This is a genomic window from uncultured Campylobacter sp., from assembly GCF_905373215.1.
Classification (GTDB): domain Bacteria; phylum Campylobacterota; class Campylobacteria; order Campylobacterales; family Campylobacteraceae; genus Campylobacter_B.
In genome coordinates this window covers 65,110-90,235 of sequence record NZ_CAJPRT010000002.1, presented here as the reverse complement: position 1 = coordinate 90,235, position 25,126 = coordinate 65,110, and the positions used below count along the sequence as shown (strand labels likewise).

24 protein-coding genes and 1 pseudogene are annotated in these 25,126 nt (G+C 49.5%); 18 read left to right on the top strand and 7 right to left on the bottom strand.

What is annotated here, in order from left to right; translation table 11 throughout:
- The first annotated feature begins 11 nt into the window (after nucleotides 1-11).
- From dcuC to QZ176_RS01790, 4 genes are all read left to right on the top strand, one after another.
- Complete coding sequence (gene dcuC / locus QZ176_RS01805; protein WP_295150787.1) at nucleotides 12-1,367, top strand: C4-dicarboxylate transporter DcuC; 1,356 nt, start codon at nucleotides 12-14, stop codon at nucleotides 1,365-1,367.
- Between the two features lie 12 nt (nucleotides 1,368-1,379).
- The gene (pepT, locus tag QZ176_RS01800) at nucleotides 1,380-2,612 is read left to right on the top strand and encodes a peptidase T (RefSeq protein ID WP_295150786.1); all 1,233 of its coding nucleotides are present in this window, start codon (nucleotides 1,380-1,382) and stop codon (nucleotides 2,610-2,612) included.
- 96 nt (nucleotides 2,613-2,708) lie between these two features.
- Nucleotides 2,709-2,942 (top strand): hypothetical protein, encoded by a 234-nt coding sequence (locus QZ176_RS01795; RefSeq protein ID WP_295150785.1) that lies wholly within the window; start codon nucleotides 2,709-2,711, stop codon nucleotides 2,940-2,942.
- 216 nt (nucleotides 2,943-3,158) lie between these two features.
- Nucleotides 3,159-3,794 carry an NAD(P)H-binding protein gene (locus tag QZ176_RS01790; protein WP_295150784.1) on the top strand — a complete coding sequence of 212 codons (636 nt, stop codon included), beginning with the start codon at nucleotides 3,159-3,161 and terminating at the stop codon, nucleotides 3,792-3,794.
- 391 nt (nucleotides 3,795-4,185) lie between these two features.
- Here QZ176_RS01790 and QZ176_RS01785 read toward each other — a convergent pair whose 3' ends face one another.
- The gene (locus QZ176_RS01785; protein WP_291938682.1) at nucleotides 4,186-4,872 is read right to left on the bottom strand and encodes a SapC family protein; all 687 of its coding nucleotides are present in this window, start codon (nucleotides 4,870-4,872) and stop codon (nucleotides 4,186-4,188) included.
- Between the two features lie 149 nt (nucleotides 4,873-5,021).
- Here QZ176_RS01785 and QZ176_RS01780 point away from each other — a divergent pair, with 149 nt between their 5' ends.
- A complete protein-coding gene (locus QZ176_RS01780) occupies nucleotides 5,022-5,795 on the top strand; it encodes a 3'(2'),5'-bisphosphate nucleotidase CysQ (RefSeq protein ID WP_295150782.1) in 774 nt (257 codons plus the stop codon).
- Nucleotides 5,796-5,857: 62 nt separating this feature from the next.
- On the top strand, nucleotides 5,858-6,253 hold the full coding sequence (locus tag QZ176_RS01775; protein WP_295150780.1) for a prepilin-type N-terminal cleavage/methylation domain-containing protein: 396 nt from the start codon (nucleotides 5,858-5,860) through the stop codon (nucleotides 6,251-6,253).
- Between the two features lie 17 nt (nucleotides 6,254-6,270).
- On the opposite strand, the gene QZ176_RS01770 is transcribed toward QZ176_RS01775, so the two are convergent.
- Nucleotides 6,271-6,882: a disulfide bond formation protein B gene (locus QZ176_RS01770; RefSeq protein WP_295150778.1), complete on the bottom strand. Its 612-nt coding sequence runs from the start codon at nucleotides 6,880-6,882 to the stop codon at nucleotides 6,271-6,273.
- A 96-nt stretch (nucleotides 6,883-6,978) separates the two neighbouring features.
- Between QZ176_RS01770 and QZ176_RS01765 the strand changes: the two genes are divergently transcribed.
- The 5 genes from QZ176_RS01765 (at nucleotide 6,979) to QZ176_RS01745 (ending at nucleotide 13,909) form a co-directional block, all read left to right on the top strand.
- A complete protein-coding gene (locus tag QZ176_RS01765) occupies nucleotides 6,979-7,548 on the top strand; it encodes a TRAP transporter small permease subunit (RefSeq protein ID WP_295150776.1) in 570 nt (189 codons plus the stop codon).
- 93 nt (nucleotides 7,549-7,641) lie between these two features.
- The gene (locus tag QZ176_RS01760) at nucleotides 7,642-9,003 is read left to right on the top strand and encodes a TRAP transporter large permease subunit (protein ID WP_295150774.1); all 1,362 of its coding nucleotides are present in this window, start codon (nucleotides 7,642-7,644) and stop codon (nucleotides 9,001-9,003) included.
- A gap of 41 nt (nucleotides 9,004-9,044) precedes the next feature.
- The gene (locus QZ176_RS01755; RefSeq protein WP_295150773.1) at nucleotides 9,045-10,868 is read left to right on the top strand and encodes a biotin/lipoyl-containing protein; all 1,824 of its coding nucleotides are present in this window, start codon (nucleotides 9,045-9,047) and stop codon (nucleotides 10,866-10,868) included.
- A gap of 130 nt (nucleotides 10,869-10,998) precedes the next feature.
- The gene (gene pckA, locus QZ176_RS01750; protein WP_295150772.1) at nucleotides 10,999-12,582 is read left to right on the top strand and encodes a phosphoenolpyruvate carboxykinase (ATP); all 1,584 of its coding nucleotides are present in this window, start codon (nucleotides 10,999-11,001) and stop codon (nucleotides 12,580-12,582) included.
- On the top strand, nucleotides 12,557-13,909 hold the full coding sequence (locus tag QZ176_RS01745) for a CAP domain-containing protein (RefSeq protein ID WP_295150770.1): 1,353 nt from the start codon (nucleotides 12,557-12,559) through the stop codon (nucleotides 13,907-13,909). Before pckA ends, QZ176_RS01745 begins: the two co-directional genes overlap by 26 nt.
- 209 nt (nucleotides 13,910-14,118) lie before the next feature.
- Here QZ176_RS01745 and QZ176_RS01740 read toward each other — a convergent pair whose 3' ends face one another.
- The 4 genes from QZ176_RS01740 to dnaG all read right to left on the bottom strand — a co-directional run bounded on the left by QZ176_RS01740 (nucleotide 14,119) and on the right by dnaG (nucleotide 17,914).
- Nucleotides 14,119-14,286 carry a hypothetical protein gene (locus QZ176_RS01740; RefSeq protein WP_295150768.1) on the bottom strand — a complete coding sequence of 56 codons (168 nt, stop codon included), beginning with the start codon at nucleotides 14,284-14,286 and terminating at the stop codon, nucleotides 14,119-14,121.
- Nucleotides 14,287-14,345: 59 nt separating this feature from the next.
- A complete protein-coding gene (locus QZ176_RS01735; protein ID WP_295150766.1) occupies nucleotides 14,346-14,594 on the bottom strand; it encodes a hypothetical protein in 249 nt (82 codons plus the stop codon).
- Between the two features lie 239 nt (nucleotides 14,595-14,833).
- Nucleotides 14,834-15,817, bottom strand: a complete 984-nt coding sequence (locus tag QZ176_RS01730; protein WP_295150764.1) for an argininosuccinate synthase domain-containing protein — start codon at nucleotides 15,815-15,817, stop codon at nucleotides 14,834-14,836.
- Nucleotides 15,818-15,826: 9 nt separating this feature from the next.
- Complete coding sequence (gene dnaG, locus QZ176_RS01725) at nucleotides 15,827-17,914, bottom strand: DNA primase (protein WP_295150763.1); 2,088 nt, start codon at nucleotides 17,912-17,914, stop codon at nucleotides 15,827-15,829.
- 60 nt (nucleotides 17,915-17,974) lie between these two features.
- Here dnaG and QZ176_RS01720 point away from each other — a divergent pair, with 60 nt between their 5' ends.
- From QZ176_RS01720 to QZ176_RS01695, 6 genes and pseudogenes are all read left to right on the top strand, one after another.
- The gene (locus tag QZ176_RS01720) at nucleotides 17,975-19,000 is read left to right on the top strand and encodes a tetratricopeptide repeat protein (protein WP_295150761.1); all 1,026 of its coding nucleotides are present in this window, start codon (nucleotides 17,975-17,977) and stop codon (nucleotides 18,998-19,000) included.
- Nucleotides 18,978-19,400: a ribonuclease HI gene (rnhA, locus tag QZ176_RS01715; RefSeq protein WP_295150759.1), complete on the top strand. Its 423-nt coding sequence runs from the start codon at nucleotides 18,978-18,980 to the stop codon at nucleotides 19,398-19,400. Before QZ176_RS01720 ends, rnhA begins: the two co-directional genes overlap by 23 nt.
- A gap of 437 nt (nucleotides 19,401-19,837) precedes the next feature.
- Nucleotides 19,838-20,500 (top strand): annotated as a pseudogene (gene rnc, locus QZ176_RS01710) (ribonuclease III); the annotation flags it as partial.
- A gap of 221 nt (nucleotides 20,501-20,721) precedes the next feature.
- Nucleotides 20,722-21,837, top strand: a complete 1,116-nt coding sequence (gene aroC / locus QZ176_RS01705) for a chorismate synthase (protein ID WP_295150757.1) — start codon at nucleotides 20,722-20,724, stop codon at nucleotides 21,835-21,837.
- 127 nt (nucleotides 21,838-21,964) lie between these two features.
- A complete protein-coding gene (locus tag QZ176_RS01700; RefSeq protein ID WP_295150756.1) occupies nucleotides 21,965-23,203 on the top strand; it encodes a GNAT family N-acetyltransferase in 1,239 nt (412 codons plus the stop codon).
- Complete coding sequence (locus QZ176_RS01695; RefSeq protein WP_295150754.1) at nucleotides 23,203-23,892, top strand: hypothetical protein; 690 nt, start codon at nucleotides 23,203-23,205, stop codon at nucleotides 23,890-23,892. Before QZ176_RS01700 ends, QZ176_RS01695 begins: the two co-directional genes overlap by 1 nt.
- Here the strand turns inward: QZ176_RS01695 and QZ176_RS01690 are convergent.
- Nucleotides 23,874-24,095 carry a hypothetical protein gene (locus QZ176_RS01690; RefSeq protein ID WP_295150753.1) on the bottom strand — a complete coding sequence of 74 codons (222 nt, stop codon included), beginning with the start codon at nucleotides 24,093-24,095 and terminating at the stop codon, nucleotides 23,874-23,876. The two genes, QZ176_RS01695 and QZ176_RS01690, sit on opposite strands and share 19 nt — an antisense overlap.
- Before the next feature lie 170 nt (nucleotides 24,096-24,265).
- Between QZ176_RS01690 and QZ176_RS01685 the strand changes: the two genes are divergently transcribed.
- Nucleotides 24,266-25,117: a hypothetical protein gene (locus tag QZ176_RS01685; protein ID WP_295150750.1), complete on the top strand. Its 852-nt coding sequence runs from the start codon at nucleotides 24,266-24,268 to the stop codon at nucleotides 25,115-25,117.
- Nucleotides 25,118-25,126: the final 9 nt, after the last annotated feature.

The following is a 25,126-nucleotide window of genomic DNA, read 5'->3' as shown; positions in this document are numbered from 1 at the left end:
AAGGAGTTATCGTGCAGACGTTTAGGCTATTTTTGGCGCTTGCGGGTATCGTCGCAGTCGTCGCTTTGCTAATCATGAAAAAGGATACTAAAACCGTGCTTATCGGCGTGGGTCTGGTGCTGTGCGCGCTTTGTCTAAAGCCTCTGGACGGGCTGGGCGCCTTTACCTCGTATATGACTAAGGCGGGGCTCATTAAAGCGATCTGCGCCAGCATGGGTTTTGCCTTCGTGATGAAATTTACCGGCTGCGACAGAGCCTTGATCCGCTTACTTACCAGGCCGCTTGGGAATTTGGGCTTTTTGCTGATCCCTATCGTCGTGGCGCTTACGTACTTCATAAATATCGCGATCCCCTCCGCTGCGGGCTGCTCCGCTGCGGTCGGCGCTACGATGATACCGCTTTTAATGGCTGCAGGCATTAAGCCTGAGATGGCGGGTGCGGCGGTTTTTGCGGGCACTTTCGGCGGCGTTTTGAGCCCGGGCTCGGCGCACAACGTATTCGTAGCCGATATGGTAAAGGCGCACAACCCCTCCTACATGGTTCAGGACGTCATCGCCGTGCAGTTTTCTAGCGCGATTACCGCTTTGATCGTAGTTTTGATCGTAATTAGCATAACGGCGATAGTTTGCAAAGACTACACCAGGGGGGTGAATTATCTAGAGCAAAGAGAAGGCGGTACAAGCTCCACTGCGTCAAGCTCTGCCGCATCTGCCGCCGGTTCAAATTTGGACGCGCAGCCTCAGAAGCTAAACGTCTTGCACGCGCTTATGCCGCTAGTGCCTTTGGTGATCTTGATCATCGGCGGTACGTCCAAGCTCAACACGATCTCCTTTCTTAAATGGACCAAGATGGGCGTCGCCGAGGCGATGCTACTGGGCGCTATCGTCACCATCGTCATTACTATGACCAACCCTCAAAAGATCACGAAGGAATTTTTCAAGGGCATGGGTAGCGCGTATGCCGAGATCATGGGTATCATCATCGCAGCGGGCGTCTTCGTCGCGGGACTTAGCGCGTGCGGAGCGATCGATTTCGTAATCGAGTGGCTGAAGGGCGAGCAGGGGTACGTAAAATTCGGTGGCACCTTCGTTCCGTTTTTTATGGGCGTCGTAACGGGCTCGGGAGATGCGGCGGCGATGGCGTTTAATACCGCCGTGACAGTGCACGCCGACGCGTTAGGTTTTGAACAAGATAAGCTCGGTATGGCGGTTGCGATAAGCGGCGCGTTAGGCAGGAGCGCATCGCCGATCGCAGGCGCTTGCATCGTTTGCGCGGGACTTGCGATGGTAAGCCCTATTCAGATCGCTAAAAGAACGGCTTTGGGTATGTTTTTATCCGTCTGTGTCATCGCATTTTTCATTTTGTAAAAGGAGCCTAATATGGATATCGTGCAGAGGTTTTTAAACTATACCAAGATCAACACCACCACAAATAGAACCGCGGGTGCTGCGGGCATAATGCCCTCAAATCCCAAGGAGCTTGAGCTCGCAAGCCTCATAAAAGGCGAGCTAGAAGCCCTGGGCATAAAAAATATCAGCCTTAGCGAAAAGTCGATTTTAATCGCTAAAATTCCCTCAAATTTAGACGCATCCGCTGCGAGCATAGCGTTTTTCGCTCACCTTGATACCAGTGCCGAGCAGACGAATGATACTAAAGCTCAGATCGTAAGATACGAAGGCGGCGATATCTGCCTGAATAAAGAGCTAGAGATCTATCTTAAAGAGAGCGAAAATGAGGAGCTGCAGGATTATAAAGGAGACGAGATCATCGTAACGGACGGCACTAGCTTGCTAGGCGCCGACGATAAGGCGGCGATCGCCGCGATCGTAAATGCGCTGGAATTTTTCGTCCAAAATCCGCAGATCAAACACGGCGAGATAATCGCTTGCTTCGTGCCGGACGAGGAGCAGGGCTTGAGGGGCGCAAAGGCGCTGGACGTAAGCGAGATAGGCGCAGACTTCGGCTACTGCCTTGATTGCTGCGGCATCGGCGAGTTTATCTACGAGAACTGGAACGCGGGCGATTGCGTCGTTACCTTCAAAGGCCAGTCCGCTCATCCGATGAACGCCAAGGGCAAGCTCGTAAATTCCTTGCTTTTGGCGCATAAGTTTATCTCGCTACTGCCCGCGGGCGAGGCGCCCGAATACACCGATGGCAAGGAGGGCTATTTTTGGGTCAAGGAGCTTAGCGGCAACAGCGCAAAGACAGTCCTAAAGATCGACGTGAGGGAATTTGACGAGAAAAGATACGAGCAGCGTATGGAATTTTTGCAAAAAACTGCGGACGGGCTTCGCGCGATCTGGGGCGATCGGATCGAAATTTCGCTAAACGATCGATACAAAAACGTCTATAACTTTTTGAAAAACGATGATGCGCCGGCGATACGCTTTGCGAAGCAGGCTTTTAAAAGCCTAAACATCGAACCTAAGATCAAGCCTATGCGAGGCGGCTACGACGGCGCCGTCATCTCGGCAAAGGGGCTGCCATGCCCGAACCTCTTCACCGGCGGGCATAATTTCCACTCGATCTACGAGTATCTGCCCGTAGGCTCTTTAAAGGCAGCGAGCGAGGTGGTTAAGCAGATCATAATGCTGGCGGCGGCGCAAGCTTAGCTAGGGCGCTTTCTACTCCGCGTGCAGATTTGATTTTAATTTAGCTCATTCATTCCGCCGCGAAATTTTACCCTGCAGGACGGAATTTTTGGTCCCGTGGCGACGGATGACGCGGGCTACGACTATGACGTGGCTTTTAAGCGCTATCACTCAAGCGAGGAGATGGCGGAATTCTTGCTTACGCTTTACGACAGCGACGCGTGTGTGGGCCGGTGGATCGAAACAATTTTGAGTTCAGCTTGCAAGCCCCGCGATTTGACTACGCGGGCAAACGCTAAATTTACGCATTTAACGCGTCGGGACGAAACAGCGGCTTCTAGACCGCCATAGTCTTATAAATAAAATTTAAGCTGATTTGATGTACATTTCGCGCTGAACGTGGCTTTGAAATTTAACGCGTGAGCTATGTATTTGACTTGCGATGCGAGCTCAAGCGCGCAATTTTTGGGCCCTACTTGCAAACTAGACGAAATTTTTGGCACGGTAAAAGTAAAATTTAACCACACAATACAATGCGATAAAATTTAAAGAAATTTAGGAGCGAAAATGGGAAAATCCGCTCTTGTACTAGGCGCTACGGGCGTCGTGGGCAGAGAGCTGGTACGCGAGCTTTGCGAGAGTCCCGGTTACGATGAGGTAGAGGTATGGGCGCGCCGCGAGATAGGCTTTTGCCACCCTAAGCTTCGCGCGCGGATCATTGATTTTGAGGGTATCTCGGATATCGCACCGCATAAATTTGACGAAATTTTTTGCGCGCTTGGCACGACGATGAAGCAGGCGGGCTCGCGCGAGGCGTTTTTGCGCGTGGACGTGGACTACGTCTATGCGGCGGCGAAGTGGGGCAAAGCAGCGGGCGTGCGGCGCTTTGTGCTCGTATCATCTCCGGGTGCGAACGAGGGTTCGCCAAGCTTTTATCTGCGCGCCAAAGGACGTATTGAGCGGCGCGTGAGCGAGCTTGGTTTTGAGAGTCTTCAGATCGTCCGTCCGCCGATAATCTTGGGCGAGAGACCTGATGCTCGCCCGCTAGAACGGCTCGCGGCGGCGGTTTTTAAACTGCTGCCCGCCTGCGTGCTCGGTAAATTTAGACCTCTTAGCGGCGCAAGTATCGCTCGCGCGATGATAAATGCGGCTCTCAGCGATGCGCACGGCGTGCAAATATACGAGCCGCAGGAATTTCTATAAATCGCGGATGGAATTTCGGCGCAAGAGCGTGGCTTAGGTTAAATTTAAAACTAAAGTTTTAGGCAGTGTGGATAAAATTTTATAAATCGATCTACTTAAATTAAATTTTAAATTTAATATAATTTTATAGTAAAATTTCTCGCTTGAAATTTTCAGCGTGGAATCTTGCATACTGTGTTGTTGCAAAATTTTGTTATAAAACCCTATGCTAAAATTTTAGAACTAAATTTGCGGTGTATTTAGTTTAGCCGCGAATAAAGCCTCCTAGGGCTTCAAGCTCGCATGCGGTTATGGCAACTTCAAGCCCCGAAACAATCGTAAGTTTTGCAAGTTTTATAAATCCGCGATATTAAATCCTAAAAATTATGAGCTACTTAGGAGGCGAAAACGTCTATTTTTTCGCTTCTTTCGGCGCGGTCGGCGGGTCGAGCTGCATGATCTTATCGCCCAGGCGCTGAAAATTTGCAAGGCTTTTTAAGTGGAAATATGCTAGCTCTAGATATCCGCGGCGCGCGAAATCCGCGAGTTTTTTATCGCTTAGCTTCAAAAGCTTCTCGCGATTTACGACCGAAAAGCCGTTCAGCAGGGAGGATTCCTTGCCGCTAGAGTTGATACCGAGCTCTTTGGCTTCTAAAATCCCCGCCTTTTGAAATTCCGCCGCTGCAACGCGCGTGCGCATATCTAAATCGGCGTAATTTTTCATCACCTCTTTTAAATTTTGTAAAAACGGCGTCGGCTTACCGTCTTTAAAAAGCGCCTCTCCGTCGCCCTTGATCTGCTGTGCGTCTTTATCGAAGCAGATCGCGGTCTGTTCGCCGATCTGGGCTAGGAAAAACGGATAATTCTGCACCGAAGAAGGCACCGTTCCTTTATAATCCTTATCGATTAGAACGTTTTTGGTGCGCCCTAGCAGCGCCACCATTTTGGGCTCTTTTTCGATAGTAAATACGATAACGAGGTTGTCCGCGCAAAACGGGATCTCCGGTGCGATCACCGGCACGAAAGGCGCGGTAGGGAATGCATCCGCGTGATACTGCAAATCCGCGTGTTTAACGCTATCTAATACGACTGGGGTCATGTTGATCCTTTAAAAAATTTTAGCAATTATATAAAAAAGAATATTAAAATTCTAAAGGGTTTTAAAATTTCAGCTGTTTTTACTTGTGTAAATTTAGACATTTGGAATTTTAAATTTGATAGAATCACCGTTAAATTTAAGGAGCGAAAGTGGGCTTGGATGAGCTTTTAGCACTCGCGACGGACGCCGCAAAAAAGGCAAATGCCGCGATAATGCAAAACTACGATAAATTCGACATTTTCATCAAAGCGGACAGATCGCCGCTTACGAATGCGGATCTCGCGGCAAATGATGTAATAATGAGCACCCTGGAGCCTAGCGGCATCGCGATCTGCTCGGAAGAATGCGTGCTGGATAGCAAGCAGCGCATGAGCGAGGAGAGATTTTGGCTCATAGATCCGCTGGACGGCACGAAGGAGTTTATCGCGCGCAACGGCGAGTTTTGCGTCTGCATCGCGCTGATCGAGCATGGGCGCCCGATTTTATCGGCGATCGGCGTGCCCGTAAGCGGCGACATATATAGCTCGAATGGCGGCGGAGTCTATAAAAACGGCGCGCTGCTCGCTCGCCCCGCTAGCGCGCCGCAAATCTTCATGCAAGGGCACTATAGTAGATCCGCAAAATACGTGCAATTCGCGCAGAAATTTGGAATGCAACTAATGTGCAAAGGCTCTGCGATAAAATTTTGCATCTTAGCCGAGGGAGGCGCCAGCGCGTATGCGAGATTTAGCGACTGCTCACTTTGGGACATCGCCGCTGGGGATTTTTTGCTGCATCAAAGCGGCGGAGCGGTAGTGGATCTCAAGACGATGAAGGCGCCTCTTTATAACGGAAAAAGCCTGATAAATAATCATTATTTGGCGGTAGGTGCGAATGCGATGAAAAATTTATCCAAAATGTTAGAATTTGCAAAGAATTTTTAAGTTAAATTTATAGTAAACGCTCTATAATATAAGTCCAAAATTTTTTATCAAAGGATAAAAACATGAAGGGTTTTACTATGATCGAATTAATTTTCGTGATCGTGATTTTAGGTGTTTTGGCGGCAATTGCCATTCCAAGACTAGCAGCTACACGCGATGATGCAGAAGTCGTTAGAGCAGCGCAGAATGTATCTACATCGCTGACTGATCTAATGGCTTATTATACTTCGCAAGGCGAGTATGATAATAGCACGACAGGTTTTAATAACATGACGAATGTTAAAAATCCTATTACCGTAAAAGGCAAGACTTGTGCTACATATACCGTCGATAGCAAAACCAAGGTTACTCTTACAAAAAAGATGGATGGTTTATGCGCTCAGGTATGGGATATGCCGGGGTTAAAGAATATAAATACCGTCTATGCGTCTGACGCTTTATTGATTATTAAGCAGTAGCTTCTTTGGCGCAGGGACTATCTCTGCGCCTTTTTATTCAAAAATCCAAGCAAAATTCCAACCATCCAAATAATTGCGAAAAATATAAAGATAAAGCTCCAAAATTGCGCCAGATCCACGCTTTTACTTGCCGGGAATAGATACCAACCTCCGCTATAAAGCGCCGTTAGTTTGGCTTGCAGTCCGTCTAGCGTTGTATCGGTTGGCACCGCTGGTACGTCGAATGCGCAGCTGTTAAATGGCTTAAAAATTGGCACTACGCTTAGATCAAAATTTAAAAATTTCACCGCTCCACCACAGCCGCTCATCCCGCTCATATCTCCGCTCCCTCGCAGTACCGTGTGAATTTTAGCTAAATTTAATGACGATACGAAGCCCAGCGTCGCGCCGTAAAACCACACCGCATATCCGCAGATCACGCCGTAAACGTCCTTGCCGCAAACCGCTAAAATCACCGCTCCTAGCGCTATGGCGCAAAGTGCGAATCTCACGTGAATGCTAAAGCTTTCCGGATAGATAAAAAGGAATTTTTGCAAGAAAAAATATGAAAACGCTAGCCAAAAAAGCGCCCAGATAGCGCAAAAAGCGAGAAATTTTTTAGAGTATCTGTTTTGAAATTTTAAAATCATAAAAATCCTTTCCTCGCATGATTTTATAATAAATTGCAGATATTTTTGCTAAAATTCCAGCTTTTATAGCAAAAATTTAAAGCAAAGGGTAAAATTTTGAGGAATTTTTTACGCAAATTAGAAAGAGCTTTTGATGCGTTCGCAAATATTTTAGGCGTATTGAGTATCGTATTTTTGGCGCTTTTAGTTATAGTCGTTTTTTACAATGTTGTGGCGCGTTATCTTTTTCCAGCCGCAAATTCCGTCGCTATGCAAGAACTTACGTGGTGGCTATATTCGGCGATGTTTTTATTCGGTGTGACCTACGCGCTCAAAGAAAACGCCCACGTTCGCGTGGATATTTTTTACGAAAAATTTAGCCCCACTGCAAAAGCGCTCATAAATATCTTAGGTACGATATTCTTCATTTTGCCTTTCGTGGCGCTCGTGGCGTTTTTTTCGATCGATTATGTAAGCGAGGCTTATACGAGCCATGAGGCCAGCGCGAATCCTGGCGGCATGCAGCATCTTTGGATCATCAAGTCCGCAATCACGCTTAGCTACGCGTTTTTATTTATCTACGCATTTGGGTTTTTGATTAAAAATATTAATGCCCTGCTTGATGTTAGGGAAAACAAAGGCTCGGAATTTCTTAGTGGGAATTCTTCGGGCGCGCAGAGTGTGTGAGGGCAAAATGAGCTTAAATTTAAAATTCTATAAATTTTACGCTTTTCGCGCTTGGGCGGAATTTTGCCATGGCAAGATAAAAGGTGACGAGCTATGATAGGCATAGTAATGTTTGCGGCAGCGCTTTTTATGCTGTTGCTCGGTTTTCCCGTTGCGTTTACGTTCGGAGCCGTGGCGGTGATTTTTGGCTTTATCTACGGACTTAGTGAGGCGTGGGATTACGCGCAGGGCTTTGAAATTTTAACCGAAGCTTTCGAGGATATGAGCAGGCAGTTTTTCTCACTGATGCCTAATAGAATTTACTCGATTATGGAAAATCAGCTATTAATTTCGGCGCCGCTTTTTATTTTGATGGGTATGATTTTGCAAAAGACTCGCCTTGCGGAGCGCTTATTAGAGTCGATGGCATTTTTATTCGGCGGCGTACGAGGCGGCGTGGCGATCAGCACTGTTTTGGTGGGCGCGTTACTTGCGGCTACGACGGGCATCGTGGGTGCGACTGTCATCGCTATGGGCGTTATCAGTTTGCCCGTGATGATGAAATACGGCTACGATAAGCCACTGGCTACTGGCACTATCGCTGCCGCGGGTACGCTTGGGCAGATTATCCCGCCTTCGATCGTGCTGATTATTTTAGGCGATATACTTTCTGTTTCGGTAGGTGATCTTTTTTCTGCAGCAGTTATTCCTGGGCTCGTGCTAGTGGGTTTTTACGTGATTTATATTGCGATTATTTCATATATTTGCAAAGATTATGCGCCGCCTGTTCCGCCGCTAGAGGGGCTTAGCAAATCAAAGCAAATTTTTATCGCGCTTAAAAACGTCGTGCCGGTGCTCGTGCTGATTTTGCTCGTCTTAGGATCTATTTTTGCGGGCATCGCTACGCCTACGGAGAGCTCGTCGGTAGGCTGCTTGGGTGCGATAGCGCTAGCTGTCTTATACCGCACGTTTTCGTTTAGACTGATCTATGACGCGCTAAAAAATACCGCTAAAATTTCGGGCATGGTTTTTATGATTTTGATGGGCGCCACGGCATTTTCGATGATTTTTTCTTACACGGGTGGAGATGAGGTCGTAAAAAATTTTATGGAAAATCTGCCCGGTCAAGCATGGGGATTTATCGCGCTTACGATGGTAGTTATCATAGTGCTTGGGTTTTTTCTCGATTATGTCGAAATTTCATATATCATTTTGCCGATACTTTTGCCGATAGTAGAGTCTTTGCATATTAATCCCGTATGGTTTGCGATCTTAATCGCTGTAAATTTACAAACGTCGTTTATGACGCCGCCATTTGGATTTTCGATATTTTTCTTAAAGGGCGTGACGCCTCCGCAAATCCATACCACGGATATTTACAAGGGCGTACTGCCTTTTATTTTATTGCAAATTCTAGTGCTATTAACGCTCGCAATCTTTCCGGGGGTTTTTGGTTTAAAAGCTTTTTTAGGCTAGAAATATTAAAATTCACGCTAAATTTAACCTAGGAGCTAAAAATGGCTAAAAAGCTTATCGACGTTATGGATACGACCTTTCGCGACGGATTTCAGTCAGTTTTCGGCGCGCGCGTGGCGATGGAGGATTTCCTGCCTGCCGTTAGCGCGGCAAAAGACGCGGGCATCACGCACTTTGAGTTCGGCGGCGGCGCGCGGTTTCAGAGCCTGTATTTTTACCTAAACGAAGACGCCTTTGAGATGATGGATAAATTTAGAAGCATCGTGGGGCCTGAGGCGAATCTGCAAACTCTTAGCCGCGGCGTAAATACCGTCACGCTCGATACAGGCAGCCGCGAGATCATCGATCTGCACGCCAAGCTTTTTGCCAAACACGGCACGACGACAATTCGAAATTTCGACGCGCTAAATGATGTGGAAAATTTAAAATTTAGCGGCGAGTGCATACATCGTCATGGCCTTAAACACGAAGTTGTGGTTACGATGATGGATCTGCCGCCGGGATGCAGCGGCGCGCACGACGCTGCGTTTTATGAGAGAATTCTGCGTCAAATTTTAGATGCGCAGATTCCGTTTGATAGCGTCTGCTTCAAAGACGCAAGCGGCACCAGCAGCCCGCAGAAGGTCTATGAGACGATCAAGCGGGCGCGTAAAATTTTAGGCGACGGCGTGCATATTCGCCTACATACTCACGAGACGGCGGGCGTTAGCGTCGCATGCTACCAGGCTGCGCTCGTTGCGGGCGTAGACGGCATCGACCTTGCCGCACATCCCGTAAGCGGCGGCACGAGCCAGCCGGACATCCTTACGCTGCTGCACGCGACAAAGGGGCAAAATTTCGACCTGGGCCTGGATGCAGAGAAAATTTTAAAATACGAAGAGGTTTTGGGCGAGTGCTTGAAGGATTACTTCATGCCGCCCGAGGCTACGCAGGTAAGCCCGCTCATTCCGTTTTCGCCGATGCCCGGAGGCGCGCTTACGGCAAACACCCAGATGATGCGCGATAATAAAATTTTAGACAAATTTCCGGCCGTCATCAAGGCTATGCGCGAGGTCGTCGAAAAGGGCGGCTTCGGCACGAGCGTGACGCCGGTCAGTCAGTTTTATTTTCAGCAAGCGTTTAACAACGTAATGTTCGGCCCGTGGAAAAAGATCGCCGAGGGCTACGGCAAGATGGTGTTAGGCTATTTCGGCAAAACGCCCGTTAAGCCGGATGAAGGCGTGATTAAGATGGCGGCGGAGCAGCTGGGACTACAGCCTACGACCAAACACGCCGTAGATATTGCCGATGCAGACGAGAGCAAGAGCGTCGCGTATGCGCAGAAAATTCTACGCGAGCAGGGCATCGAGCCTAGCGAGGAGAACATATTTATCGCGCTTGCGTGCAAAGAAAAGGGTATCGCGTTTTTAAAAGGCGAGGGTAAGGTGATGAGTCGTAAAAAAGAGGACGTAGCGCCCGCTGCAAGCCATCAAAACGGTATTTCTAAAAACGGTAAATTTGACGTTAAAATTAACGGCAAAATTTACAGCGTAGAATTTGCCGGACAAAATGTGCTCGTAAACGGCGATCGATACGACGTTAGCTTCGATACCTCAGCGCCCGCAAAGCCGCAAGTGCAAGCTAGCCCCGAAAGCAAGGCAAGCGGTACGGACGATAACGATATAAAAGCGACGCTTCCTAGTAATGTATTTAAAATTTTAATAAAGGAAGGCGACGCTGTTAAGGCGGGGCAGAATGTCATCGTTCTTGAAGCGATGAAGATGGAGATAAATATCGAAAGCCCACGCAAAGGCATAATCGATAAAATTTTAGTCGCCCAAGGCGATACGGTCGATGCCGATCAAGTGCTCGCGATTTTAAGATAAATTCCAAATTTGGGCGGTGCTTCCGCCTAAATTTCATGGCGATCATCCTCGGTGCTTAAGCGAACTCACCTAAATTTTAAGCTATAATAGCGCAATCTTTTATCAAAATTTAATTTAAAAAGGACGCAAAATGACAACTCCGAACGATCTGGATAAACTAGGTCTTAAAGATATCAAAAAAATCAACCACAACCTAAGCTATGACGAGCTTTTCGAGCTTGAAAAGGCTATGAATGAAGGGCGCGTGTCAAGCAACGGCACCTTTATGGTGGACACGGGCATCTTTACGGGTCGCAGCCCCAAGGATAAGTACTTCGTAAAACAAGATCCGAGCCAAAAATACATCGCGTGGGGCAAGGTAAATCAGCCCATCTCGAAAGAGCTTTTCGATAAGCTTTTAGCCAAAGCCAAAGCCCAGCTAAGCGGCAAGGAAATCTTTATCCAAGACGCATTTTGCGGCGCGAGCGAAAAGAGCAAAAAATCGGTTCGCTTCGTAACCGAAGTCGCATGGCAGGCGCATTTCGTAAAAAATATGTTCATCCGTCCAAACGAGGCCGAGCTGGCTAAATTTAGCCCTGATTTCGTGGTTTACAACGCGTGCAAATGCAAAAACGAAGATTACGCGAGCGACGGGCTACACTCCGACGTTTTCGTTATCTTTAACGTCGAGGAAAACGTCGCGGTTATCGGGGGCACGTGGTACGGCGGCGAGATGAAAAAGGGCATTTTCTCGATGATGAACTACTGGCTCCCGCTTGCGGGCAAGATGTCGATGCACTGCTCGGCAAACGTGGGTAAAGATGGCGACACGGCGCTATTTTTCGGCCTAAGCGGTACGGGCAAGACGACGCTATCAACTGATCCAAACCGCAAGCTAATCGGCGACGATGAACACGGCTGGGACGATGAGGGGATATTTAACTTCGAGGGCGGCTGCTACGCGAAGTGCATAAATTTAGACCCGAACAGCGAGCCTGAAATTTACGCCGCGATCAAACGCGACGCGCTGCTTGAAAACGTGGTCGCCAACGAGGCTGGCGTCGTGGACTACAAAGACGGCAGCAAGACCGAAAACACCCGCGTCAGCTACCCGATCTATCATATCGAGGGCTATGAGCCAAGCTCCGCAGGCGGCCATCCGAAAAATATAATCTTCCTAACAGCCGACGCATTCGGAGTTTTGCCTCCGGTCGCAAAACTAACCAAAGAGCAGGCGATGTATTATTTCCTAAGCGGCTACACGGCCAAAGTCGCGGGCACCGAGCGCGGTATCACCGAGCCCGTGGCGACCTTTAGCGCGTGTTTCGGCGAACCGTTTATGCCGCTACACCCGACTGTTTATGCTAAGCTGCTAGGCGAAAAGATCGATAAGCATAATGTGAGCGTCTATCTCGTAAATACGGGCTGGAGCGGCGGCGCGTACGGCGTGGGCAAGCGAATGAGCATCAAAGCCACGCGCGCATGCATAAACGCGATCTTAGACGGCAGTATCAAAAAGTGCGAATTTGAAAATTTTGAAAAATTTAACCTCGCTATCCCAAAAGAGCTAGCAGGCGTCGAGACGAAGCTGCTAAATCCTATCAACACATGGACGCATCCTGCGGAATATAATATCGCGCGCGATAAGCTAGCAAAGATGTTTGAAGAGAATTTTAAACGCTACGAGGACGTAAAAGAGGGGGTCGAGTTTGCTAAAGCAGGCCCTACGGCTTAGGCTCCTGGGCCTCGGGGCGATCTGCGCGCTTTTTGCCGCATGCGAAGATACCCCCTCAAATTTAAAACAGCCGCTCGTTGCGATGAGCGGCTTTTCCTTTTACGACGATCCGCTAAGCTACATCAACAATGTGCGCGCAAAGTCAGGGCTAAATCAGCTTGCGCAGAATGAAATTTTAAACACCTCCGCGCTTAATCACGCAAAATATGTCGTCGCAAACGAGGCGATGTCGCACGACGAGAGCCCGGGCAAGCCGAATTTTACGGGCGAAAATCCGTCAAAGCGCGCTTTTTACGCAGGCTATAATGCCGCAGTACGGGAAAATTTATCCTATAACTCAAGCGATCTTAAAAGCGCGATTGACGGGCTACTCAGCGCGATTTACCATAGATTTGCATTTTTGGATTTTGCCTCGGACGAGATCGGCATCGGCTATTTTGAGCACGGCAAAAAAAGCAGCTACGTTTTTGAGATGGGAAATTCGCGCCTAAACGCCTTTTGCTCGCAGAATTTAAACGACGAAGGAAGCGGCAAATTTCTACTGGGGATGTGTAAAAACGAAACGCTACGGATGAGGGAGGATAAGTTTAAAAGCGCCACCGCGCTAAACTCGCGCCCTTACGTCTATTACCCGAACGACGAGCCCGCGCTTGCGTTTTTCAGCAATGAAATTCCAAATCCCATGCCAGAGTGCAAAATCACCGCAAATCCTGTAAGCGTGGAGTTTGATTCCGCCCAGCCGCCCGTAACGATGAAAAGTTTTAAAATTTACGAAGGCGGCAGGGAGCTTCAAAACGTTAAAATTTTAGACAAAAGCTCCGATCCTAACGCGATTTTGAGTGACAGGCAGTTCGTGCTTTTCAGCAGAGAGGTTTTTAAATTCGACTACAAATACGGCGCAGAGTTTAATTACGAGCAGGGCGGGAAGCAAAAGACGCTGCGGTGGGAGTTTATCACGCAGGCGCCTAAATTTAGATACTTCGTCGTGCAAGGCGGAGAAAATCTGAGCGTGAAAAACGGCGCGTTTTACGATATATTCGTAGCTCCCAAAGACTGCAACGATTTGATGAAAAGCTACAAAACCAGCTACTCTTTTATGGATAAGCCCGAGATTTCAAGCCCCGCGGCGAATATGCTGCGCGTAAAGCTAAACGGCGCAAAGGGCGCGAAGCTTGAAATTTCAACGGACAACGGCGCGATAATAAATCTGTATTTAAGCGACGACTCCAAAAGCTACGGCGGCATGGGTAAAATTTACACCGCAATCGCGGTGGTTTTGGTAGCGATCATTTTGTTTTATCTTTTGGCAAGAAGAAGAGGGCGATAGGTGCGAAATCTATTTTCGCGACCTCTGTTTTTGTTTGCACGCACAGGGGCGCATAATGCCATCCAGCGTGAAATTTAATGCAGAGCTCGGCTTTTAAATTTCTCGTCGCAAGTCGAGGTTGGCGCCAAATTTTAATCTAAATTTGGATTTATCTCATCCGCAAGTTTTAAAATTTTATCCTGCACGGCACCTGGCGCATAGATATCCATTCACTCTATCCCATTCGAAGCGCTAAAAAGCACGGCGATCCGCCCCTCGCTCATCGCACGCTTGGCAAGTTTGGTTGCCGAGGGGTTGTTGCCCATATTTGGCGTCTCGTCTATGCTTATCTCGGCGCAGCGGCGCAAAATAGGCGCCGGATCAAACTCTCCGTTCAATAAAATAATAACCGAGCCGCGCCTAAAACTGCAGGCGTTCCAAAAGATCTCGGCGCCGTTTACGCATTCGCGCGAAAGATCGAGGCGAAATTTCCCCGCTCGCGCACGAGAAAACTAAACTCGTTTAAGTTTGGCGGATGCTCTACGCTACCGAATGCCCCCACGATGCTATCTTTGCGGCCGTTATAGACATAGGCGGCGAGCGCATTTTGCAGTAGCGGCGCGATGATCTGATCATGCGCGCTCGTATGGTCGCCCTCTCTGGCGCGACCTGCGATCTTTACAAAAAACGGCTTGAAATACTCCATAAACGCTCCTTAAGCTTATAAAATTTGCTCGTTTTTGCTTTTAAATTTAACGGCTCTCACTTTTAAATTTATGCCTATTTGGCTCTTGCGATAGCCGAATTTAGTTCGCGGCGCCCGCTTTTTCGGCTCGCTTCAACCGCCGCCGTTTTAAATTTTACTCTTGTATCTGCTATCGTAGCTCGTTGCGCTTATGCATCGTTTTTATGTCTATTAAATACAACCTTGAGGCGGTTTAGATTTTACACAAAATACTCGCGCGCAGCATCCTTGCTCTCAAAGGGGCTTGCGCTCAGCTCGCTGCCCTCTATGAGCAGGGCGTAGCGGCGCGTGGCGTCCGTTTTGGCGTAGGTCAGCGCCAGCCTCGCCGCAAGTTCTCTATCCGCCTCGCTCGCGCCCCTACTTAGCAGGCTTAGCGCGCCCACGACGTCGTCTTTAAATTTTATCTCGCTAAATTTCGGATTTTGCACTGCGGCAAGCTTTTTGTTGTCGCTCTCGTCGCGTCCGATTATGAGCTTGGCGCCGCCCGGCAAGCGCAGATGGCGTCCAAATTTTAAAATTTTAGCGTCCTCAGGCGTTTCGATCTTTTCAAATTTTACCGCATCCTTGATCCGCTCGCTAAAGCTCTGCACGGTCAGTAGACAGCCTCCCGCTGGCGTTTCGTAATCCTCAAAACCAAACTCTGCCGCGAGCTGCATCTGCTTAGTGCGCCCGCGCCCGCTGATGTCAAGCAGCGCGCCCCTATCTACCCAGCCCTTGATCTCGGGCGTCGTGGGCGGCAGCAGCTTCGCGCACAGCGGACGCAGGATCAACCCCTCCTCATCGCCGCTAAGCCCGCCGACCTGAGCTAGAGCTTGCGCGCGCTGGCTCATCGGGCGCTGTCCGAGCACCTCGCCCGTGATGATGAAGCTCGCCCCTTCGCTTTGCAGCATCGCAAGCGCGGTCTTAAACATATATCCGTGGCAGTCGATGCAGGGGTTGAAGTGCTTGCCGTAGCCGTATTTGGGCTCGAAAAGCACCTGCCGCAGATACTCGCTTCTGATATCGACGCTTTTAAAATCCGCCCCCGCGGCTGCGGCTCTGCGGCGCATGATCTCGCCCTTATCGTCCTTGCCGCTAAATCCGATATCCATATTCAGCGCGAGCACTTCGATGCCTTGCGAGACGATGAGTTTGATCGCGAGCATGGAGTCAAGCCCGCCGCTAAAGAGCGCCAATGCCTTCATTTCGTTCCTTTACTTGAGTTGATTGATCTTTTTTTGATACTCCAAGATCCGCTCGATCTTGTCGGGCGCGTCGGAGTTTTTGAGCTTTTGCATCAGATCTTGCAGGGCGTTGCGGCGTAAAATTTTGCACGCGTCGTTAAAAAGCGCCGCGCCGCCAATCGGCAAAATTTCATCATCCAGCGCAAGCGCGCGCAGATTTTCGCGGGCTTCGCTTTCGGCGTTTTGAGCATTTTGAGCTGCGGCTTTCTTTTCGCCTTGCTTTGCGACGTTGTTTACTTCTTGCTTCTCGCCGCTGTTTGCGCCCTGCTGCGCGGAAGAGCCTTTTAAATTTACGGCGCCTGCGGAGGCTTGCCCGATAAAATTCTCGCTGCTTTTTAAATTTACGCTCTCGCCCCGGATAATTTCTCCCGCGCCGCCTGCAGTAAAATTTTTAGAAGCGCTGTCTACATTGCCGTCCTCGCCCGCGATGAAATTTTTAAAATTTCCGTCGCTGCGAGCGAAAGCCAAAAACGCCTCGAAAATATCGCCGTGCATGCGAAAATCGCGCCGCTCCAAGCAGCCGAGCCCGAGCTGTGCCATCTCGCCATCGAGCAGCATCGATTTTATAATCTGAAGCTCCGCGATCTCCTTGCGGCGCAGTAGCGTCCGCCCGAGCCTCGCCGAAGCCGCAGGCGGCGCAGAGCTTTCGTAGCGCGCCGTGTTTTGCGCGCGAACAAAATTTCCGCCGTTTAAGCTCCCGCTCGCACCGCCCCTACCGTCTGCGCCGCGCCCTTCGTAAGAGCCGAAATCGCGAGAGCCGAAGCTCCCGCCCTCGTTAAAATTTCGCTCCTCAAAGCCCGCGCCGAAATTTTTACCGCCGTGAGCGAGATTGAACGAAGCGGGCGAGACGTTTAAAATTTGCGCCACTAGGCTCTGATAGGACTCGGCTAGCACGGGGCCGAGCGCTGCGGTAAATTCTTTGATCTCATTTAGCGCCGCTTCTTTTTGCACGGGGCGGGCGAGGTCGTATTTTTTAGCGATTCTTCGGATCAGAAACTCCCCGCTCTCCATGCCGCTAGCATAAATTTGCTCTAGCTCGCGCACCTTGCCCGCCGCAATCATATCCGCAGGATCGGCACCGCCGCCGATTATAGCGACGCTTGAGTCGATCTTATTCAGACACAAAAGCCGCGCCGATTTTATCGCCGCATTGATGCCCGCGGCGTCGCCGTCGAAGCTAAGCACGACGTTAAGCTCCGCGCGCTTTATAAGTGGCAGATGAGCGGGTGTCAGCGCCGTGCCGAGCACCGCTACGGCGTTGTCTATGCCCGCTTGATGCAGCATGATGACGTCCATGTAGCCCTCGGTGATGATGAGGGTTTTTTTGGCGATCGCACTTTTTTTCGCAAGATCGAATGCGTAGAAAATTTTAGATTTGTCAAACAGCGCGCACTGCGGCGAATTGACGTATTTAGCCGGGTTATCGCTTATCGTGCGGCCGCCGAAGCCCACAAGCTTGCTCGCGTGGTTGTAGATCGGAAAGGTGATCCGCTCAATGAAGCTAGCATAAAGCCCGCGCTCGTTTTGCTTCACCGCACCCGCATTTAGCGCGTCTTGCGGCGGAATTTCTTCGTTTTGCAAAACTCTGATCGTCTGCGCGCTAGCTCCTGCGTAGCCAAGACCGAATTTGCGAATGCTTTGTTCGCTCAGTCCGCGATCGTACAGGTATTTCACGGCAGCGGGATTTTGATAAAGGCAGCTTTGGTAGTAGGCGTTTAAAATCCCGAGCACCTTCTTCTCTTCGCTGCGCTCCTGCACCTTAGCGCCGGTGTATTGCAGCGCGAAATTATACATCCCCGCAAGCTTTTCGACCGCTTCTGGAAAGCTTATCTTTTCGTAATCTTGGATAAATTTAATCGCGTTGCCGCCCGCTTTGCACGAAAAGCAGTGAAAAATTCCAAGCTTGGAGCTCACGCTCATGCTCGGGTGCGAATCGTCGTGGAAAGGGCAGACGCCTACAAAATTTGCACCGCTGCGCTTAAGCGGGACATATTTTTCTACGACGTCTACGATATCTACGGTGGCCAGCAGATTTTCTATGCTTTCGTTTTTAATCATAAGCGAAATTATACCCGCACTTTGCTATAATTGCCCTTTATTTTTGCGACGAGGTTTGATTTGGATAATTTTTTCTTAGACGATCGCGACCCGATTTTCGGGCTTATCATGCTAATAAGCATAATCTTACTGGTGTCGATTCTAAGCTACATTTGGGGAGTTTTTTCTAAAAAAAACGAGAGGCAGAGCCTAGAGAATTTTATCAAAAAATTTGACACTCTAGATGCGCTTAGCTCGGAGCACAGACAGCTTTTGGCAAGCCCGCAAATTGATATCCCGACGCTTGGAATTTTGGCTAGCTCTTTCGTCAAAAGCGGCGACTTCGAGCGCGCGATAGAAATTTATCTAATCGCGCTAGGCAAGGCTAGCGGCGGCGTACAGAGGGAGTTTATCCTCACCAATCTCGGTATCGTATATTTCAAAGCGGGCTTTTTGGGACGCGCCGAAGAGGTGTTTTTGCAGGCGCTGAAGCTACGCCCGAGAAACAAAGAGGCTCTTACGCATCTTACGGTGATTTATGAGCGGCTGAAGCGCTTTAATGAGGCGCTTGAAGTGCTTGACGCGCTGCGCGAACAGGACGCCGAAGTATATGCTCAAAGCCAGTTCGAGCGCGCGCAAATTATCGCAAACGACGCCAATACGCCGTTTAACAAGAAAATCGCTAAAATTTCAAAGCTAAACTTCAAAGGCGCAGGGCGGTTCTGCATGGAGCTTTTTATCAAAAACAAAGAGCCTATGGAGGGTTTCGATCGCTTCCCGCCGATCGAGCAGGCGATCGATCTGATCTATGATTTCCCTGCAGCGGTAAATACGCAGGATGCGGAGTACAACGCGCTTTTTTACGCGCTTGGAAAAAGCGATCAAAAGCCGCAGAGCGCGAGTAAAATTTTTGAGATCAACGCGCTTATGGCTATGAAAGACGCGGGCTTTGAAGACGCGGGGCTTAGCTTTAGCTACACCTGCGCGAAGTGCAAAAGCTCGGTGGGGCTTTTCTCGCACCGCTGCCCAGTCTGCTACGAGCTAGGCAGCATGGAGATCAGGGCGCAAATTTCGGAGAAAACCGGTGAAATCGGTCAAACTTTTTAGCGACGGCAGCTGCCTCGGAAACCCCGGAGCAGGCGGCTGGGCTTACATACTGCAATACGGCAACGCGATAAAAAAGGCAAGCGGCGCAGAGGCGATGACGACGAATAATCAAATGGAGCTAACGGCCGCTATAATGGGGCTTAGCGCGCTTAAGCAGCCTTGCTGCGTCGAGCTTTTTACCGACAGCGAATATGTCGTTAAAGCGATAAATTCCTGGCTCGCAAAGTGGGTCGTTACCGATTTTAAGGGCAAAAAAAACGCGGATCTGTGGCGAAGATACCTTGCGGCGGCAGCGCCTCACGAGATTAAGGCCTCCTGGGTCAAGGGACATGCGGGTCATCCGCAAAACGAGGAGTGCGACGCTATGGCTCGCGCGGCCGCAGAAGCGATAAAGGGATGAAATTCTACGGCGAAGCTTGCGGTTACGCGGATTTAGCATAGATTTACCCGCGTTTGCTTTGCACGCAGAGCTGCTTCGGCGTAAATTTTATCGCCGCCGGTTTAGCGCGTTCGTTCACGTAATCGAGCCTTAGCGAAGATTTCGTTAGCAGTGAGCAGGCTTTGGCGCGACTCTATTCGCGACGGGTCTATTTTTGGCGAGGACTTCGTTTGCGGCAAGTGTGCTTCGGCACGATTTGCGTTAGGATTAGCGGGCACGTTTAAATTTTATTCGTCGCAGATCGGCGTCAGTGCGTTTTATTCGGCGCATTAGTACAAATTTAGCGCGGGCTATACCTGCGCTCGCGTTCGTTTCGTTTGCGCAGGTTTTGTTCGCACCGGATGCCGTTTGCGTGCGAGCCGCCGCGGATTTCGTAGAATTTTATAAAAAGGTTGATAATGCAAAATTTAGAAAAATTACAAGAAAAACTTGGCTATAAATTTAAAAATTTAACCCACCTCAAGATCGCTCTTACGCACAAAAGCGCCAAAAACGGGCACAACAATGAGAGGCTGGAATTTTTAGGCGATGCGGTGATGGATCTGATCGTGGGCGAGTATCTTTTCAAAAAATTTAGTAGCGACGAGGGCGATCTGAGCAAGCTGCGCGCCGCACTCGTGAACGAAAGCAGCTTTTCTAAATTTGCAAAATTTTTGGGCATCGGCGAGAACCTGAATATGTCGCTGTCTGAGGAGCGCAATGGTGGGCGAGAGAAGCCCTCGCTGCTTTCGGACGCCTTTGAGGCGATAATGGGCGCCGTCTATCTTGAGAGCGGGCTGCAAAACACCGCCCGCATCGCGACTGCAATTTTAGAAATCCTCTATCCGCGCATCAGCTTTAACGAGCTCGTGCGAGACTACAAAACCGCGCTGCAAGAGCTCACGCAGGCAAAATTCGGCGTCACGCCCGAATACGTCCTTTTAGGCTCGAGCGGCCCTGATCACAAAAAAAGCTTCGAAATGGCGGCGCTTATTGGCGGCAGGCGGCTCTCATCCGCCGTGGGAGCGAGCAAAAAGGAGGCCGAGCAAAAATGCGCGCAAATCGCGCTCGAGCTTTTACAAAACGGCGCCTCGCACGGCACTAGCGCAACAAATAGCGAGCAAACAGCATGCGCTAGCGACGCACAAAACGGCGCGAACTGTGCTCAGAACGGCAAAAAAGGCTCAAGAAATGGCGGCGGACGGGCGCGGGGCAGCACAAAAAGCGAGCATAATAATCGAGGCGGCAAAAAAAGCGGGCGTGATACGGACAAACAAAGCGGCGGCGATCAAGGAGACGCACTATGAATACCTTCGGCGAGAGATTGCGTCTTAGCACCTTCGGCGAGAGCCACGGCGCGGCAATCGGCGGCGTTTTGGGCGGCTTTCCGGCTGGCGTGGAGATCAAGATTTCAAATATCCAAAGCGAGCTTGACCGCCGCAAACCGGGCGGCAGATACGCTACGCCGCGCAAAGAAGCCGATGAGATCGAAATTTTAAGCGGAATTTTTGATGGCCGCAGCACCGGCGCGCCGATCGGATTTATCATCCGCAACGCAAACCAGCACTCAAAGGACTACGAAAATCTAAAGGATGTTTTCCGCCCCGCACACGCCGATTTTACATATTTTGCCAAATACGGACTGCACGATTACCGAGGCGGCGGACGAGCAAGCGCGCGCGAAACCGCCGTGCGCGTGGCTGCGGGAGCATTTGCGCAGATCCTGCTAGATCACTTTAAAATTTCCGTAAAAAGCGGAATCTGCGGCGTGGGCGAAATTTACGCGGAAAATTTAGACTTCGACTTTGCGCAAAACAGCGAGATTTTCGCGCTCGATCCCGCTGCGGAGAGCGCGCAAAAGGAGCTAATTCTAAGCGTCAAAAATGCGGGCGATAGTATCGGCGGTTGCGTGCTAACTCGCGTTACGGGCGTGCCTGCTGGGCTCGGCGAGCCGCTGTATGGTAAGCTCGATGCGGCGCTTGCGGGCGCGCTGATGGGCATAAACGGCGTAAAGGCCGTGCAGATCGGCGCCGGAGTGAAAGTAAGTACGCTAAAAGGCAGCGAAAACAACGATTTTATGCGCGCTAGCAAGGATGCGATCCGCACCAACGGCGGCAAGATCGGCGCAAATTTCGCAAGCAACAACGCAGGCGGGATCTTAGGCGGCATAAGCAGCGGCGCGCCTATCGAGATTGTGACGCATTTTAAGCCCACTCCGAGCATTTTCATGGCGCAGCATAGCGTGGACGTGTGCGGCGCGGATACGGTCTGCGAGCTGCGCGGGCGGCACGATCCGTGTATCGCCGTGCGCGGCAGCGTCGTAGCTACCGCAATGGCGCGGCTGGCGATCGCCGATGCGCTGCTGCTAAACGCGAGCGCGACGCTGGGGAATTTAAAGCGAATTTACGGCGAAGATTAAATTTAGACGGGCGCCTTTAAATTTTGCGAAATTTCATTAAATTTAAGGACCGAGCGATGAAATTCCCGCGAGCTAGGCGGGCAAATTTTAAATTTACGCGGTAGGCCTATCGCGACAAGGAGGGCAAATGAGACTTGAGCGTATCGGCGAGGACTCGGCGCTGATCGCGCGCATAGAGGCGATCAATGTCGCGGCGTTCCCCGAAATCGAGCGTATCAGCATAAAAAATTTTTTAAAAATGTCACGCAAAGGACAGCTTGAAATCGCGGCGATATTCGAGGATTTTAGCGCCCTGGGTGGCGGCGCGGCAAATAAACATCGCACGGCGGCGAGCGAAAATTTATGCGTGGGATCGCAAGATCGCGGCAAAGCGAGCCAAAATCGTGACGCTACAGGTAAAAATTCCAATGCGGATAACCGCAGCGCGGCAGAATTTAACTCTTTTAATTCCAAAAATCGCAGCGTGATAGGTAAAAAATCTAATGCGACGTGTGAAAAATCCAGCTTGAAAAGTAAAAATTCAAGCGCGGCGGCGCAAAATTTAAGCGACGAGGAGCTCGTTGGGTTTTGCGTCTATAGGACCGAGCAAACTTACAAGCGCGCGGTTTTGCACCACAAACAGCCGCCGCCTCAATTAAATGCGGATAAAATTTTAAGATCCAAAGCCCATAGCGGCGCGGAATTTGAAGGCGAAAAGGATGAAATTCCAAGCGGTAAAGCGGAATTTTCAGAAGCAAAATTTTTTAGCGTTACAAGCGGCAAAAACCCGAGCCAAAAAACGCAGCCTCTTAGTAGCGATAAAATTTTAAACGCGAGCGCAGATAGCAAAATTCCGATCGACGCGGACCGTTTGATTTGCGGTGCGGGCGGCAAAATTTTATCAAGCGCCAGAAGGGATGAAATTTCATCAAGCGCCGCAGAGGGCAGAATTTCGTCAGGTACCGCAGAAAGCGAAATTTCGCGCTACGATGAGAGTGAAATTCCAAGCGGTGGGGAGGGCGGGATTTTTTACGTAGCCTACCTCGGCATCGATGCGAAATTTCGCGGGCTGGGGATCGGCTCAAGGCTGCTCGCGCTCATCGCCGAGCAAAATCCAAGCGCGCAGATTGTCCTTGACGTCGAGCCGCCGCACGAGGACGTGCCCAATCTCGCGCAGCGCCTGCGCCGCATAGAATTCTACGGCAGGCACGGCTTTCGGCGCTGCGGCAAGTTTTTCAACTACGCGGGGCTAAGCTTCGAGATCCTTGCTAAACCGCCGCTAAGCGCGCCTCAGCAGGGCTTTGACGTAGCGAGCTTCGTAAAATTTATCGGCACAGGCAATAAATTTAGATTTAAAATCACCGACGCGCCGCTATACAAAAACTAATGCAAAAGCCCGAATTCAGCCTCATCTGCGACGATACGTTTTATAGAATTTTCTCCGCCTCTATCCTTGCGTTTTTTTGCATTTTTATCTCTTTAGACATCGGCGGATCGGGGGAGCTGTTTTATACGGATAGCCCGCTACGCTCGCAGCGAGCCAAGCCCAGCCTGACGATCGTTTTTATGTTTTTAGCGTTACTTTATCTGCGAAGTGGCAGCAAAGAGGCGGCACGCGTGGAATTTGACGAACTTAAAATATCCTTTCGCAGAGGGCTAGACAAATACGATCTTATGCTTGGATGCGTCGATCTGATAGAGCCGTCGTTTGGCTTCGTGCGGACGTTTCGCATGCCGCTTATAAGCTACGAGCGGTTTTTAAAACTGCAAGAAATTTTAAAATTCTTGCTTCTTTTCGCATACGCCGCGGGCGTGTTTTTGACGATCAAATTCGGCTTTGTCGAAGCTGCGATCTATGCAGCAGCGGGCATTTTTGCGATTTTGATCGCTTCAAAGCTCGTCGTCGCGCGAAGGCTAGACGGACGAGCGGGGCTACGACTGCGCGACTGCCTGCTACTGCGCGGGAGGGACGATACGGGCGCGGCGGTATTTTTTTGCATCCGTCCTAGCCGCGCCGAGCGCGAAGCTTTGCGCATATATTTTTTGAGAAATTTCAGCTACGACATTAAGGCGTGAAATTTAGACCCGCTGAATGTCCGGATAAAGCTAAACGTAAACGAAGCGCAAAGGCAGATGCTGCGCGAGTATTTCACGGCGAGATTGGGGTTAGGTTTCGAGCAAAATTCCATCCGCGGCAGTCGCAGATGAGATCGCTCGGCGCTTGAAGCAGCCATCGAAGCGGTCGCAAACAAGCTCGCTCTGTGTCTAAAAAGCCTCATAATTAGTCGCAAGGATTCACATTGTCCGTCCGCTTAACGAGGATGATCGCCGCTCGTCGCAACTCGCCTCGCCGCAGGTGCCTCCGCAAATATCCTGCGTTCTTAAACGCGTCGAAAGCGAGGCGGTGATAAAATGCGCTTCGTCAAAAATCATACCGAAAAGGAATTTTATGAGGGATTACGACAAAGAGCCGATCAAAATCATAGACAGAGCGGTTTACTTTCAAAACAATATCGTTCTTTTTCTTTCACTCGGTTGCTTATATAAAATATTCAATCTAGAAGTTACTCCGTTAAACTTGAAATTTTACACGCATTTTAGTGCCGATTTAGTTATGTTTATCGTAGTAGTCTTTTTATTGTTACCGGCTACATTACTTTGGCCCATTAAAAGAAAGGGCAGCCCCGCGTATTTTTTATTGGAAAATAATAAAATCAGCTATATAAATGCTTTCGACGATAAGCCTGGATTGCTAAATCAAGCGCTAAATGATTTTTATTTTGTCAAGAAAGAGGAAATAATAAAAATTTGCAATGCCTGCGATATAGATAAGGTGAGTTTTTGCATTATATCAGAGCTATACGATAGCTACGGAAGATTTCACTATTTTTCGTCATACGAGCTGTATAAAAAGTCGTCCATAGGGGTACACATAGGAAAGGCTGTATTGTTTTTATATCATACGATAAATTTCATATTATTCATCTTGCCGTTTAAAATTTATATGCTGATAAGAGCGGATGAGCCTTTGGGCTTAATCCGCAAAAATATCGTGCTAAGGTTCAAAAATAGAAATTACTTCCTTATAAATATATATTCTAGGCGAGATCTGGATGAGATACTAGAGTATTTTAAGCAAAAAGGCGTCCAAGTTACGGATAAAGTGGTCTTTATGCCGCAGGCGCAGAATAAAGGCTTGTTTACCGATAAAAATGAAATTTGGAGCGACGATTTTAGCGATACGCAAATTCCAAAAGACACGTTTAAGCGAAAACTTAGGCGGTTTTTTAGCTTGGATTAAAGGGCGGAA

Coding starts and splice junctions, on each gene's coding strand:
- pepT (WP_295150786.1), top strand. CDS start 1,380: ATGGATATCGTGCAGAGGTTTTTAAACTATACCAAGATCAACACCACC.
- QZ176_RS01790 (WP_295150784.1), top strand. CDS start 3,159: ATGGGAAAATCCGCTCTTGTACTAGGCGCTACGGGCGTCGTGGGCAGA.
- QZ176_RS01785 (WP_291938682.1), bottom strand. CDS start 4,872: ATGACCCCAGTCGTATTAGATAGCGTTAAACACGCGGATTTGCAGTAT.
- QZ176_RS01775 (WP_295150780.1), top strand. CDS start 5,858: ATGAAGGGTTTTACTATGATCGAATTAATTTTCGTGATCGTGATTTTA.
- QZ176_RS01770 (WP_295150778.1), bottom strand. CDS start 6,882: ATGATTTTAAAATTTCAAAACAGATACTCTAAAAAATTTCTCGCTTTT.
- QZ176_RS01760 (WP_295150774.1), top strand. CDS start 7,642: ATGATAGGCATAGTAATGTTTGCGGCAGCGCTTTTTATGCTGTTGCTC.
- QZ176_RS01755 (WP_295150773.1), top strand. CDS start 9,045: ATGGCTAAAAAGCTTATCGACGTTATGGATACGACCTTTCGCGACGGA.
- pckA (WP_295150772.1), top strand. CDS start 10,999: ATGACAACTCCGAACGATCTGGATAAACTAGGTCTTAAAGATATCAAA.
- QZ176_RS01735 (WP_295150766.1), bottom strand. CDS start 14,594: ATGGAGTATTTCAAGCCGTTTTTTGTAAAGATCGCAGGTCGCGCCAGA.
- QZ176_RS01730 (WP_295150764.1), bottom strand. CDS start 15,817: ATGAAGGCATTGGCGCTCTTTAGCGGCGGGCTTGACTCCATGCTCGCG.
- dnaG (WP_295150763.1), bottom strand. CDS start 17,914: ATGATTAAAAACGAAAGCATAGAAAATCTGCTGGCCACCGTAGATATC.
- aroC (WP_295150757.1), top strand. CDS start 20,722: ATGAATACCTTCGGCGAGAGATTGCGTCTTAGCACCTTCGGCGAGAGC.
- QZ176_RS01700 (WP_295150756.1), top strand. CDS start 21,965: ATGAGACTTGAGCGTATCGGCGAGGACTCGGCGCTGATCGCGCGCATA.
- QZ176_RS01695 (WP_295150754.1), top strand. CDS start 23,203: ATGCAAAAGCCCGAATTCAGCCTCATCTGCGACGATACGTTTTATAGA.
- QZ176_RS01690 (WP_295150753.1), bottom strand. CDS start 24,095: ATGAGGCTTTTTAGACACAGAGCGAGCTTGTTTGCGACCGCTTCGATG.
- QZ176_RS01685 (WP_295150750.1), top strand. CDS start 24,266: ATGAGGGATTACGACAAAGAGCCGATCAAAATCATAGACAGAGCGGTT.